Annotated in this window: 11 protein-coding genes; all 11 read left to right on the top strand. The window is 40.5% G+C overall.

The genetic code is table 11. The features are described 5' to 3' along the window. Positions 1 to 146: 146 nt before the first annotated feature. The 11 genes from rpoB (at position 147) to rplW (ending at position 14672) form a co-directional block, all read left to right on the top strand. Positions 147 to 3707: a DNA-directed RNA polymerase subunit beta gene (rpoB, locus tag G4Z05_RS11060; RefSeq protein ID WP_163183174.1), complete on the top strand. Its 3561-nt coding sequence runs from the start codon at positions 147 to 149 to the stop codon at positions 3705 to 3707. Between the two features lie 118 nt (positions 3708 to 3825). Then, the gene (gene rpoC, locus G4Z05_RS11055) at positions 3826 to 7425 is read left to right on the top strand and encodes a DNA-directed RNA polymerase subunit beta' (RefSeq protein ID WP_163251954.1); all 3600 of its coding nucleotides are present in this window, start codon (positions 3826 to 3828) and stop codon (positions 7423 to 7425) included. Between the two features lie 128 nt (positions 7426 to 7553). Continuing rightward, positions 7554 to 7802, top strand: a complete 249-nt coding sequence (locus tag G4Z05_RS11050; RefSeq protein ID WP_038538435.1) for a 50S ribosomal protein L7ae-like protein — start codon at positions 7554 to 7556, stop codon at positions 7800 to 7802. Between the two features lie 102 nt (positions 7803 to 7904). Further along, positions 7905 to 8327, top strand: a complete 423-nt coding sequence (gene rpsL / locus G4Z05_RS11045; protein WP_038538438.1) for a 30S ribosomal protein S12 — start codon at positions 7905 to 7907, stop codon at positions 8325 to 8327. A gap of 39 nt (positions 8328 to 8366) precedes the next feature. Continuing rightward, positions 8367 to 8837, top strand: a complete 471-nt coding sequence (gene rpsG / locus G4Z05_RS11040; protein ID WP_038538441.1) for a 30S ribosomal protein S7 — start codon at positions 8367 to 8369, stop codon at positions 8835 to 8837. A gap of 48 nt (positions 8838 to 8885) precedes the next feature. Continuing rightward, positions 8886 to 10967 (top strand): elongation factor G, encoded by a 2082-nt coding sequence (gene fusA, locus G4Z05_RS11035; protein WP_163251953.1) that lies wholly within the window; start codon positions 8886 to 8888, stop codon positions 10965 to 10967. 127 nt (positions 10968 to 11094) lie between these two features. Next, positions 11095 to 12282 carry an elongation factor Tu gene (tuf, locus tag G4Z05_RS11030; protein ID WP_163251952.1) on the top strand — a complete coding sequence of 396 codons (1188 nt, stop codon included), beginning with the start codon at positions 11095 to 11097 and terminating at the stop codon, positions 12280 to 12282. A 479-nt stretch (positions 12283 to 12761) separates the two neighbouring features. Then, positions 12762 to 13070: a 30S ribosomal protein S10 gene (gene rpsJ, locus G4Z05_RS11025; RefSeq protein WP_007085291.1), complete on the top strand. Its 309-nt coding sequence runs from the start codon at positions 12762 to 12764 to the stop codon at positions 13068 to 13070. A 38-nt stretch (positions 13071 to 13108) separates the two neighbouring features. Beyond that, a complete protein-coding gene (gene rplC, locus G4Z05_RS11020) occupies positions 13109 to 13735 on the top strand; it encodes a 50S ribosomal protein L3 (protein WP_038538451.1) in 627 nt (208 codons plus the stop codon). Positions 13736 to 13764: 29 nt separating this feature from the next. Next, positions 13765 to 14388, top strand: a complete 624-nt coding sequence (gene rplD / locus G4Z05_RS11015) for a 50S ribosomal protein L4 (RefSeq protein ID WP_038538454.1) — start codon at positions 13765 to 13767, stop codon at positions 14386 to 14388. After that, entirely contained in the window at positions 14388 to 14672 is a 285-nt protein-coding gene (rplW, locus tag G4Z05_RS11010) for a 50S ribosomal protein L23 (RefSeq protein WP_038538457.1), read from the top strand. Before rplD ends, rplW begins: the two co-directional genes overlap by 1 nt. Positions 14673 to 14696 lie beyond the last annotated feature (24 nt).

Raw genomic sequence — 14696 nt, 5'->3', positions numbered from 1 at the left:
TGATGACAAAATAATAGGTCAAAATGTGAAATTGCGGTTTTTTTAGAAAAACCCTTTTTCTTTTTGTCTTTTGGAAAGAGTGCGAACTCCTTCTAAAAGATTAAATAAACTTTTCAAAATAACGCTTGATTTGAGGGGTGAATCAGTTGACAGGTCAACTAGTTCAGTATGGACGACACCGCCAACGAAGAAGTTACGCACGAATCAGTGAAGTTTTAGAATTACCAAATTTAATTGAAATCCAAACCTCTTCATATCAATGGTTTCTTGATGAGGGCTTGCGTGAAATGTTCCAAGATATTTCACCGATTGAGGATTTTACCGGTAACTTATCACTAGAATTTATTGATTATAGTCTTGGCGAACCAAAGTATTCCGTTGAAGAATCGAAAGAACGGGACGTTACATATGCAGCTCCATTGCGTGTTAAGGTACGTCTTGTCAATAAAGAAACAGGTGAAGTAAAGGATCAAGATGTATTCATGGGTGATTTTCCACTCATGACTGAAACAGGCACGTTTGTAATTAATGGTGCAGAACGCGTTATTGTTTCCCAGTTAGTCCGTTCACCAAGTGTTTACTATAGTGGAAAAACAGATAAAAACGGGAAAAAAGGCTATACAGCTACTGTCATTCCGAACAGGGGTGCATGGCTAGAGTATGAAACAGATGCCAAAGACGTTGTATATGTCAGAATTGATCGTACGCGTAAACTGCCGGTTACGGTCCTTTTACGTGCACTTGGATTCGGCTCTGATCAAGAAATCATTGAGTTGATTGGTGATAACGAGTATCTTCGCAATACATTAGAAAAAGATAACACGGAAGGTATCGATAAAGCGTTACTTGAAATTTATGAACGCCTTCGTCCTGGTGAACCTCCAACCGTTGAAAACGCAAAGAACTTGTTAATTTCACGTTTCTTTGATCCTAAGCGCTATGATTTAGCGAGTGTAGGGCGTTATAAAATTAATAAAAAACTTCATATTAAAAATCGCTTATTTAATCAACGTTTAGCGGAGACCCTAGCTGATCCTGAAACAGGCGAAATTATTGCTGAAAAGGGAACTTTGCTTGATCGAAGAACTCTTGACAGAATTTTGCCTGCCCTTGAGAAAAATATTAATTTCAGAAGCTACAACCCTGTTGGTGGAGTTGTAGAAGATGAAATTATTTTACAAGGTATTAAAATTTACGCTCCTGGTGATGATGGCGATAAAGTAATTAATGTAATTGGCAATGCCTATGTGGCAGAACCAATTAAGAATATTACTCCAGCTGATATCATTGCTTCTATTAGCTACTTCTTTAATCTGTTACATGGTGTGGGAGACACAGATGATATCGACCATTTAGGGAACAGACGTCTCCGTTCAGTTGGTGAGTTGTTGCAAAACCAATTCCGTATTGGACTATCCCGAATGGAGCGTGTGGTTCGGGAAAGAATGTCTATTCAAGACACAGCGACTATTACGCCGCAGCAATTAATTAATATTCGTCCAGTTATTGCGTCAATTAAAGAGTTCTTTGGAAGCTCTCAGCTTTCACAGTTCATGGACCAAACAAATCCATTGGCTGAGTTGACGCATAAACGTCGTCTATCTGCATTAGGACCTGGTGGTTTGACCCGTGAACGTGCAGGAATGGAAGTTCGGGACGTACACTACTCTCACTATGGACGTATGTGTCCGATTGAAACGCCAGAGGGCCCGAACATTGGTTTGATCAACTCTTTATCAACTTATGCAAAAGTAAATCGCTTTGGTTTTATTGAAACACCATACCGTCGTGTTGATCCTGATACAGGGAAAGTTACGGACCGAATCGATTACCTAACAGCTGATGAAGAAGATAACTATGTAGTGGCACAGGCTAATGTGCGTGTAGGAGAAGACGGTTCATTCTTAGATGAGGAAGTTATTGCCCGTTTCCGTGGTGAAAACACAGTGGTTAAGCGTGACCGCGTGGATTATATGGATGTATCACCGAAACAAGTCGTTTCTGCGGCAACGGCATGTATTCCGTTCTTAGAAAACGATGACTCTAACCGTGCGTTGATGGGTGCAAACATGCAGCGGCAAGCAGTTCCACTTATGCAGCCAGAGGCTCCAATAGTTGGTACCGGTATGGAATATGTATCAGGTAAAGACTCTGGTGCGGCTGTTATTTGTAAACATGATGGTATTGTTGAACATGTTGAGGCACGTCAAGTTTGGGTACGACGCATAAAAGAAGTAGACGGCCAAGAAATCAAAGGGGATCTTGATAAATATCGCTTACTGAAGTTTGTCCGCTCTAATCAAGGTACATGTTATAACCAACGTCCAATTGTATCCGTCGGTGATCGTGTGAAAAAAGGTGAAATCCTTGCTGATGGTCCTTCGATGGAACTTGGAGAATTGGCATTAGGTAGAAATGTACTTGTTGCTTTTATGACATGGGACGGATATAACTACGAAGATGCGATTATCATGAGTGAACGCCTGGTCAAAGACGATGTATACACTTCCATTCATATTGAAGAATATGAATCAGAATCTCGTGATACAAAGCTTGGACCGGAAGAAATTACCCGCGATATTCCAAACGTAGGTGAAGATGCTCTTCGTAACTTGGATGAACGTGGTATCATTCGGATCGGAGCAGAAGTGAAAGACGGAGATCTTCTTGTAGGTAAGGTAACTCCAAAAGGGGTTACAGAACTGACAGCGGAGGAACGCTTGCTACATGCCATTTTTGGAGAAAAAGCTCGTGAAGTCCGTGATACATCGCTTCGTGTACCGCACGGCGGCGGTGGTATTGTTCTTGATGTAAAAGTCTTCAACCGTGAAGATGGCGATGAATTACCACCAGGTGTAAACCAACTTGTTCGCGTTTATATCGTTCAAAAACGTAAAATCTCAGCAGGAGATAAAATGGCAGGACGCCACGGTAACAAAGGGGTAATCTCTAGAATTTTACCAGAAGAAGATATGCCATTCCTGCCAGATGGAACACCAGTAGATATCATGTTAAACCCACTAGGGGTTCCATCACGGATGAATATCGGACAGGTACTTGAACTACATCTGGGTATGGCGGCTAGACAATTGGGAATCCATGTAGCAACACCAGTATTTGATGGTGCACGTGAGGAAGATGTCTGGGCAACCATTGAAGAAGCCGGTATGGCTCGCGACGCTAAAACCGTACTATATGACGGACGAACAGGAGAGCCATTTGATAACCGTGTTTCTGTTGGTGTCATGTATATGATTAAGCTAGCACATATGGTTGACGATAAATTACATGCTCGTTCAACAGGACCTTACTCACTTGTTACACAACAGCCGCTTGGTGGTAAAGCACAATTTGGTGGACAGCGTTTCGGTGAGATGGAGGTATGGGCACTTGAAGCATATGGTGCAGCATACACTCTTCAGGAAATTCTTACCGTCAAATCAGACGACGTTGTTGGCCGTGTGAAAACATATGAAGCCATTGTAAAAGGTGAAAATGTTCCAGAACCAGGAGTTCCTGAGTCATTTAAAGTATTAATTAAAGAGCTTCAGAGCTTAGGTATGGATGTAAAAATCCTGTCTGGTGATGAAGAAGAAATAGAGATGCGAGATATGGAAGAAGATGATGACTTACAGCAAGTCGATACTTTAAACATTGTTCCTGATACACCACAACTTGAATCTGAAAAAGTTGGTTCAAAGGAGTAATTTATTTCGTTTAGAGCGTACTTTTAACAGAATAGCTATTAAAACCAAGCTACACTTGTTTCAAGTGCGCTCTTCTTATAAAGGGTATAACCTGGAATAGAATAGGGAGGTAGGCCCCTTGCTGGACGTTAATAATTTTGAGTATATGAAAATTGGTCTTGCTTCACCGGATAAAATCCGTTCCTGGTCTTATGGTGAAGTAAAAAAACCCGAAACCATAAACTATCGTACGTTAAAGCCGGAGAAAGACGGTCTATTCTGTGAAAGAATTTTCGGCCCAACTAAAGACTGGGAATGTCATTGTGGAAAATACAAACGTGTCCGTTATAAGGGCGTTGTTTGTGATCGATGCGGAGTGGAAGTTACAAGAGCGAAGGTCCGCCGTGAGAGAATGGGCCATATTGAATTGGCAGCACCTGTATCCCATATTTGGTATTTTAAAGGTATTCCTAGCCGTATGGGATTAGTGCTAGATATGTCTCCAAGGGCACTGGAGGAAGTAATTTATTTTGCTTCCTATGTTGTTACAGAACCAGGAGATACTGCCCTAGAAAAGAAACAGCTTTTATCAGAAAAAGAATACCGTGCCTATCGCGAAAAATACGGAAGCAAATTCCAAGCTTCTATGGGTGCGGAAGCTATTAAAAAGCTTCTTTCTGATATTGATTTAGATAAAGAAGTAGATATGTTAAAAGAAGAGTTGAAAACAGCACAAGGTCAACGCCGTACACGTGCGATTAAACGTCTTGAGGTTCTAGAAGCGTTCCGCAATTCAGGTAACGAACCTTCTTGGATGGTGCTTGATGTGCTACCGGTTATCCCGCCGGAACTACGTCCGATGGTCCAATTGGATGGTGGTAGATTTGCAACATCTGACCTTAATGATTTATATCGTCGCGTAATTAACCGGAACAACCGTTTAAAACGTTTATTAGATCTTGGTGCACCAAGTATCATCGTTCAAAACGAAAAGCGAATGCTTCAAGAAGCGGTTGACGCTCTTATCGATAACGGTCGACGTGGCCGCCCGGTAACAGGTCCTGGTAATCGTCCATTAAAATCTCTTTCTCATATGTTAAAAGGTAAGCAAGGACGCTTCCGTCAGAACTTGCTAGGAAAACGTGTGGACTATTCCGGACGTTCAGTTATTGTTGTTGGACCAAACTTGAAAATGTATCAATGTGGTCTTCCAAAAGAAATGGCACTTGAACTATTTAAGCCATTTGTAATGAAAGAACTAGTTGAAAAAGGATTGGCTCACAATATTAAATCAGCTAAGCGTAAAATTGAACGAGTCTCTCCAGATGTTTGGGACGTACTTGAAGAAGTCATTAAGGAGCATCCGGTATTATTAAACCGTGCCCCAACGCTTCATAGATTAGGTATTCAGGCCTTTGAACCAACATTAGTAGAAGGCCGTGCCATCCGTCTTCACCCGTTAGTTTGTACGGCTTATAACGCAGACTTTGACGGTGACCAGATGGCTGTTCACGTACCTCTATCTGCTGAAGCTCAAGCAGAAGCGCGTCTCTTAATGCTAGCTGCACAAAACATTCTAAACCCTAAAGATGGAAAACCGGTTGTTACTCCTTCTCAGGACATGGTATTAGGAAACTATTACTTAACGATGGAAAGAGAAGGCGCAATCGGCGAGGGTATGATATTTAAAGATGCAAACGAAGCCATTCTTGCCTATCATAATGGTTATGTTCACTTGCATTCACGTATTGCAGTTTATGCGGGTTCATTAGGCAATGAAACATTTACGGAAGAACAAAACAATAAGTTGCTTATAACAACAGTTGGTAAACTTATTTTTAATGAAATTCTTCCGAAATCATTCCCTTACATTAATGAACCAACAAAGCATAATCTAGAAGTTGAAACACCTGAAAAGTATTTTGTTGAAAAAGGCGAAAATGTTAAAGAAAAAATTAAAAATATGCCTTTAATCGATCCGTTTAAAAAGAAAATCCTTGGAAACATCATTGCGGAAGTATTTAAACGTTTCAAAATTACGGAAACGTCTAAAATGCTTGACCGTATGAAAGATCTTGGATTCAAATACTCAACTAAAGCGGGTATCACTGTTGGGGTTGCCGATATCGTTGTACTTGGAGAGAAAGAGCAAATTCTTCAAGAAGCACAGGCAAAAGTAGATAATGTAATGAAGCAGTTCAGACGCGGTCTCATTACTGAAGATGAACGTTATGACCGTGTAATCTCCATTTGGAGTCAGGCGAAGGACACTATTCAAGGTAAACTTATGAAGTCCTTGAATAAAACGAACCCAATCTTTATGATGAGTGATTCCGGAGCCCGTGGTAACGCTTCGAACTTCACTCAGCTTGCTGGTATGCGTGGTCTCATGGCGAACCCGGCTGGACGTATTATTGAATTACCAATCAAATCAAGTTTCCGTGAAGGATTAACCGTATTAGAGTACTTTATCTCAACACACGGAGCTCGTAAAGGTCTTGCAGATACTGCTCTTAAGACTGCTGACTCTGGTTACTTAACCCGTCGTCTTGTGGATGTGGCTCAAGATGTTATTGTCCGCGAGGATGATTGCGGTACAGATCGCGGCTTTACTATTCGTGCTTTAAAAGATGGTACGGAAATCATCGAAACACTAGAAGAACGCCTAATCGGTCGTTATTCTCGTAATACGATCAGACATCCTGAGACAAAGGAAATCCTTGTTAGAGAGAACGAGTTGATTACCGAGGATGTTGCTGCTGCCATTGTTGCTGCGGGCATCGAAGAAGTGAAAATTCGTTCTGCTTTCACATGTAATACCCGTCATGGAGTATGTAAGAAGTGTTACGGCCGCAACTTGGCAACTGGACAAGAAGTTGAAGTGGGTGAAGCGGTTGGTATTATAGCTGCTCAATCTATTGGTGAGCCTGGAACTCAGTTAACAATGCGTACCTTCCATACCGGTGGGGTAGCGGGTAATGATATTACACAAGGTTTACCACGTATCCAAGAGATTTTTGAAGCACGTAATCCTAAAGGGCAGGCTGTAATTTCTGAGATTGATGGTGTGGTTGTAGGTATTAATGAAGGCCGTGACCGACAACATGAAATTGTCATTCAAGGTGAAGTTGAATCAAGAACTTACAATGCGCCATTTACTGCAAGGTTAAAGGTTGCTGCAGGAGACCGTGTAGAACGCGGACAAGAATTAACGGAAGGTTCCGTTGATCCGAAAGAATTATTAAAAGTAAAAGATGTACATTCTGTACAAGAATATCTGCTCCGAGAAGTACAAAAGGTTTACCGCATGCAAGGGGTAGAAATCGGTGATAAGCACGTTGAGGTAATGGTTCGTCAAATGCTTCGTAAGATTCGAGTAAGCGATGCTGGTGAAACGGATGTATTACCTGGTACATTATTGGATATTCATCAGTTTACGGATGCAAACGAAAAGGCGTTATTGGAAGGTAAAATGCCGGCAACGGGCCGTCCTGTATTACTTGGTATTACCAAGGCGTCGCTTGAAACTGATTCCTTCCTTTCAGCAGCATCATTCCAAGAAACGACAAGAGTTCTTACGGATGCAGCGATTAAAGGTAAACGTGATGAATTACTTGGCTTAAAAGAGAATGTTATTATCGGTAAACTTGTTCCAGCTGGAACAGGTATGCAGCGTTACCGCAAAGCGGAACCTGTATTAAGAGATACTACTTCCGAAGAGCCAATTACAATTGAGTAATGATTTAGAGGCTGACTATGTCAGCCTCTATTTCAAGAAAAAAATAAATGATTTGTTGACATCTAATTTAGAAGATGGTAATATATCAAAGGTGCTCCTATACACCTGATACTTTGGAGGATGTTATTATGTCTTATGAAAAAGTATTACAGGCGAAAAAGATCATTATAGGAACAAAACAAACAGTGAAAGCACTTAGAGAAGGAAATGTTCAAGAGCTGATTGTAGCGTCGGATGCTGATTCAAAAGTAATTGCACCAGCTGTTACTGAGGCTGAGGAACATGGAATTCCAATTCAGTATGTGGATTCTATGAAAAAATTAGGAAAAGCATGTGGAATTGAAGTTGGTGCTGCAACTGTTGCTATTATCTGTTAAAAACTGTTTTTGTAGATCTGGAAATCTGCAAAAACTTTGTTTTTGCAAAAAAATGAACCACCTGGATGTGTGGGCTTAAAAATAACGAAGGGAGGAAAAAGCATGCCTACAATTAACCAATTAGTGCGCAAGCCTCGTCAATCAAAAGAGGTTAAATCAAAATCTCCTGCGCTAAACAAAGGTTATAATAGCTTTAAAAAATCTCAAACTAACGTATCATCACCACAAAAACGCGGGGTATGTACTCGTGTTGGTACAATGACTCCGAAAAAACCAAACTCTGCGTTACGTAAATATGCACGTGTACGCTTAACAAATGGTATTGAGGTAACAGCATACATTCCTGGTATTGGCCACAACTTACAAGAACACAGTGTTGTTCTTATCCGTGGTGGTCGTGTAAAAGACTTACCGGGTGTGCGTTATCATATTGTACGTGGTGCACTTGATACTGCAGGTGTAAACAACCGTATGCAAGGTCGTTCTAAGTACGGTACAAAGAAACCAAAAGCAGCTAAGAAATAAACAAATTAATTACAAGCTTCTTTGAAAGGAGGAAGACATATGCCACGTAAAGGTCCTGTAGCAAAAAGAGACGTTTTACCTGATCCAATTTACAATTCTAAATTAGTTACTCGTTTAATTAATAAAATGATGATTGATGGTAAAAGAGGTAAAGCACAAGAAATTCTTTACTCAGCATTTGATACCATTCGTGAACGTACTGGCAAAGATCCAATGGAAGTTTTCGAAGCAGCAATGAAAAACATCATGCCTGTACTTGAAGTACGCGCTCGTCGTGTAGGTGGTGCGAACTACCAAGTACCAGTAGAGGTGCGTCCTGACCGCAGAACCACTCTTGGACTTCGTTGGTTAGTTAACTATGCACGTCTTCGTGGTGAAAAAACAATGGTAGAGCGTTTAGCTAATGAAATTATGGATGCAGCAAACAATACTGGTGCTTCTGTTAAGAAGCGTGAAGATACTCACAAAATGGCAGAAGCGAACAAAGCGTTTGCTCACTATCGTTGGTAATCTAACCTTCAATAAAAAAACTTTCATACTAGGAAGGAGAAAGACCCAATGGCAAGAGAGTTCTCCTTAGAAAAGACTCGCAATATCGGTATCATGGCTCACATTGATGCTGGTAAAACAACAACCACTGAGCGTATTCTTTATTACACTGGTAAAATTCACAAAATCGGTGAAACTCATGAAGGTGCGTCTCAGATGGACTGGATGGAGCAAGAACAAGAGCGCGGAATTACCATTACTTCTGCTGCGACTACTGCGCAGTGGAAAGGTCACCGCGTAAACATCATCGACACACCAGGACACGTAGACTTCACTGTTGAGGTTGAACGTTCACTACGTGTGCTTGATGGTGCAGTAGCAGTTCTTGATGCTCAATCTGGTGTTGAGCCGCAAACAGAAACAGTTTGGCGTCAAGCTACAACTTACGGCGTTCCACGAATTGTTTTTGTTAACAAAATGGACAAAATTGGTGCTGATTTCTTATATTCAGTAAACACATTACATGAACGCCTTCAAGCAAATGCACATGCGATTCAATTACCAATCGGTGCAGAAGATCAGTTCCATGGAATCATTGACCTTGTTGAAATGCATGCAGTGTTTTATGGAAATGATTTAGGAACTGAAATCGAAGTTCGCGAAATTCCAGAGGAATATCGTGCACAAGCTGAAGAATACCGCGAAAAGCTAATTGAAGCTGTTGCGGAACTAGATGAAGAATTAATGGAAAAGTACCTTGGTGGAGAAGAAATCACTAAAGAAGAGCTAAAAGCAGCGATTCGTAAAGGTACTGTAAATGTTGAATTCTATCCTGTACTTTGTGGTTCAGCATTTAAAAATAAAGGTGTTCAATTAATGCTAGATGCAGTAATTGATTACCTACCATCTCCAATTGATGTACCAGCAATCAAAGGTCATGCACCGGATGCTGAAGATGAAGTGATTGAACGTCATTCTAGCGATGATGAGCCGTTTGCTGCTCTTGCATTTAAAGTAATGACTGACCCATATGTTGGTAAACTTACATTCTTCCGTGTATACTCTGGTACACTAGAATCTGGATCATATGTTCAAAACTCTACTAAAGGGAAACGTGAACGTATTGGTCGTATCCTGCAAATGCACGCAAACCACCGTCAGGAAATCTCCAAAGTTTATGCTGGAGACATTGCTGCAGCTGTAGGTTTAAAAGACACAACAACTGGCGACACTCTATGTGATGAGAAAAATCTTGTTATCTTAGAGTCTATGCAGTTCCCAGAGCCTGTAATCCAATTATCTGTTGAGCCTAAATCTAAGGCTGACCAAGATAAAATGGCTACAGCGCTTCAAAAATTACAAGAAGAAGATCCAACCTTCCGTGCACATACTGATACGGAAACTGGCCAAACGATTATCGCTGGTATGGGTGAGCTTCACCTTGATATCATCGTTGACCGTATGCGCCGTGAGTTCAAGGTAGAAGCAAATGTTGGTGCTCCACAAGTTGCCTACCGTGAAACTTTCCGTGCAAGTGCACAAGTAGAAGGTAAGTTTGCCCGCCAATCTGGTGGTCGCGGACAATATGGACATGTTTGGATTGAGTTCTCACCAAACGAAGAAGGAAAAGGCTTCGAGTTTGAAAATGCTATTGTTGGTGGTGTTGTTCCACGTGAATACATTCCAGCAGTAGAACAAGGCTTGAAGGATGCTATGGAACGAGGCGTACTAGCAGGTTATCCAATGGTAGACATCAAAGCAAAATTATTTGATGGTTCATACCATGATGTCGACTCTTCAGAAATGGCATTTAAAATTGCTGCTTCTTTAGCACTTAAAAATGCTGCTTCTAAATGTCAACCTGTTATTCTTGAACCAGTTATGAAGGTTGAAGTCGTAATTCCTGAAGAATATTTAGGAGATATTATGGGTTCAATCACTGCACGCCGCGGACGTGTTGAAGGTATGGAAGCTCGCGGTAATGCTCAAGTTGTACGTGCGATGGTTCCGCTATCAGAAATGTTTGGTTACGCAACTTCTCTTCGTTCAGCAACTCAAGGTCGTGGTGTGTTCACTATGCACTTTGATCACTATGAAGAAGTTCCAAAATCAATTTCTGATGAAATTATCAAAAAAAATACAGGTGAATAATTGATTTTCATTTGTATATAAAGTATAACTACTTATGTAATAATGGAAACTGTTAGAATGGACAACCATCTAACAGTTTCCACTAAAAATATACTTAACCTTATAATCCAAAGGAGGATTTTCCAAAATGGCAAAAGCTAAATTTGACCGCTCTAAGCCACACGTAAACATTGGTACAATTGGTCACGTTGACCATGGTAAAACTACTTTAACAGCTGCAATTACTTCTGTTCTTGCTAAACAAGGTAAAGCAGAAGCTCGTGCATACGATCAAATCGACGGTGCTCCAGAAGAAAGAGAACGTGGTATCACAATCTCTACTGCACACGTTGAGTATGAAACAGATGCACGTCACTATGCACACGTTGACTGCCCAGGACACGCTGACTATGTTAAAAACATGATCACTGGTGCAGCACAAATGGACGGCGGTATCCTTGTTGTATCTGCTGCTGACGGTCCAATGCCACAAACTCGTGAGCACATTCTTCTTTCTCGTCAGGTAGGCGTACCATACCTTGTTGTATTCATGAACAAATGTGACATGGTTGATGACGAAGAGCTTCTAGAACTAGTAGAAATGGAAGTTCGTGACCTTCTTTCTGAGTATGAATTCCCTGGAGATGAAATCCCAGTTATCAAAGGTTCTGCTCTTAAAGCATTAGAAGGTGACCCTCAATGGGAAGAAAAAATCGTTGAATTAATGAACGCTGTTGACGAGTACATCCCAACTCCAACTCGTGACACTGACAAGCCATTCATGATGCCAGTTGAGGACGTATTCTCAATCACTGGTCGTGGTACAGTTGCTACTGGTCGCGTAGAGCGCGGTGTAGTTAAAGTTGGTGACGCAGTTGAGATCGTTGGTTTCACTGATGAGCCAAAATCTACTACTGTAACTGGTGTAGAAATGTTCCGTAAACTTCTTGACTTTGCAGAAGCTGGTGACAACATTGGTGCGCTTCTTCGCGGTATTTCTCGTGACGAAGTAGAGCGTGGACAAGTATTAGCAAAACCAGGTTCTATCACTCCACATACAAAGTTCAAAGCACAAGTTTACGTATTATCTAAAGAAGAAGGTGGACGTCATACTCCATTCTTCTCAAACTACCGTCCACAATTCTATTTCCGTACTTCTGATATCACTGGTATCATCACTCTTCCAGAAGGTACAGAAATGGTTATGCCTGGAGACCACATTGAAATGTCTGTAGAACTTATTGCTCCTGTTGCGATTGAAGAAGGAACTAAGTTCTCTATCCGTGAAGGCGGACGTACTGTAGGTTCAGGTTCTATCACAGCAATCGTTGAGTAATAAAAACGATAATAAGCAGCTGGATAAAGATCCAGCTGCTTTTTTTTGTAAAAAATATTTGGAGTGAGTTTTATTACTCAAGTATCACAATATCTATATAAATTTTGGGGATATCTAGATATTTTGTTGGTGGTAAAGTGTATTTTAGGAATTGCTCTTTGATATAACCAGTTTCTTCTATATAATAGAAGTATTTTAAAAAGCAAATATTAGGAACTTATTGGAGATTCAATTTAAGCTGTTGAAAACTAGTATACCAGCCCTTATAATAAATAAAGTGTTCAGCAGCATAAACATAAAAAAATCGTGATAAATGTTGCGTTTACTTTATGTTTTATGTATAATAGACAATGTTGGTCTTTGACTGCGATGATGTGGAAGGTTGCTGACACACCCGGCCGCTTTGCCATGGCGAGTGTGTGGGAAATTTCCACGGAGAATGTCTATTTTTAAAATAGGCGAATAAAGGAGGGAAAATAATGGCAAAACAAAAAATCCGTATCCGCTTAAAAGCATATGATCACAGAATCCTTGATCAATCTGCAGAAAAAATCGTAGAAACAGCAAAACGTTCTGGAGCGGCTGTGTCAGGTCCGATTCCACTTCCAACAGAAAAATCTGTCTATACGATTCTTCGTGCGGTTCACAAATATAAAGATTCTCGTGAACAATTTGAAATGCGGACACATAAACGTCTAATTGACATCGTTAACCCAACACCACAAACTGTTGATGCGTTAATGAGATTGGATTTACCATCTGGTGTAGATATCGAAATTAAACTTTAATTTAATAAATGAACAGAAAATTAGGAGGTGTGACTTACATGACCAAAGGAATCTTAGGAAGAAAGATTGGTATGACTCAAGTATTTGCAGAGAACGGAAACTTAATTCCTGTAACTGTAGTTGAAGTTACTCCAAACGTTGTTCTTCAAAAGAAAACTGTTGAAACTGATGGTTATGAAGCAGTTCAACTTGGTTTTGAGGACAAACGTGAAAAATTAGCAAACAAACCTGAAAAAGGTCACGTTGCTAAAGCAAATACTGCTCCTAAGCGCTTCATTCGCGAATTCCGCGGAAACGACTTAGCAGGCTATGAAGTTGGTCAAGAAGTCAAAGTTGATATTTTCGCTGCTGGCGATTTAGTAGATGTAACAGGAATTTCAAAAGGTAAAGGTTTCCAAGGTGCGATTAAACGCCATGGACAATCTCGTGGACCTATGTCTCACGGTTCTCGTTACCATCGTCGTCCTGGTTCTATGGGACCTATCGCTCCAAACCGTGTAGTAAAAGGTAAAGCATTACCTGGTCGCATGGGTGGAGAACAAGTAACTGTACAAAACCTTGAAATTGTTAAGGTTGATGTTGAACGTAATCTTCTTTTAATTAAAGGTAACGTTCCAGGTGCGAAAAAAGCATTACTAAAAATTAAAAGTGCGGTTAAAGCATAATTACTTCATAGGAAAGGAGGAACATAGGAATGCCGAAAGTAGCATTATATAACCAAACTGGTTCTCAAGTTGGCGAAATCGAACTAAACGAGAATGTCTTTGGTATCGAACCTAACCAAAACGTATTATTTGAAGCGATTATCATGCAAAGAGCTTCATTACGTCAAGGTACTCATAAAGTAAAAAATCGTTCTGAGGTAAGCGGCGGTGGCCGTAAGCCATGGCGTCAAAAGGGAACAGGCCGTGCTCGTCAAGGGTCTATCCGTTCACCACAATGGCGCGGAGGTGGTACTGTATTTGGTCCACAACCACGTAGCTACAGCTATAAATTACCGAAAAAAGTTCGCCGTTTAGCAATCAAATCTGCACTTTCTTCTAAAGTATTAGAAGAAAATCTACTAGTATTAGAAAACTTAGTGTTTGAAACACCAAAAACAAAAGACTTCAAAGCTGTTTTAAATGGTCTTTCTGTAGAGAAAAAAGCACTTATTGTTACTGCTGACCTGGATGAAAATGTAGCACTTTCTGCTCGCAACCTTCCTGGTGTAACAGTTGTAACAGCTGATGGCATCAACGTGTTAGACGTTGTAAATCATGATAAGTTGATCATGACTAAAGCAGCGGTTGAAAAAGTAGAGGAGGTGCTTGCATAATGGATGCACGCGATATCATTAAGCGCCCCGTTATTACTGAACGTTCTACTGACTTAATGGCTGAAAAGAAATATACATTTGAAGTAGATGTTAAGGCTAATAAAACTCAAGTCAAAGATGCGGTTGAAGAAATCTTTGGTGTGAAAGTTGAAAAAGTTAACATCATGAACTACAAAGGCAAATTTAAACGCATGGGTAAATTTGGCGGCTATACAAACAAACGTCGTAAAGCAATCGTCAAATTAACTGCTGATAGCAAAGAGATCGAATTCTTTGAAAGCTAAAATCCAATAAACAGAGGAGGGAAA

This window comes from Neobacillus thermocopriae, assembly GCF_010975035.1.
GTDB classification, from domain to species: Bacteria; Bacillota; Bacilli; order Bacillales; family Cytobacillaceae; genus Neobacillus; species Neobacillus thermocopriae.
Note: the sequence above shows the minus strand (reverse complement) of the source record. Positions and strands in the feature narration are given on the sequence as shown.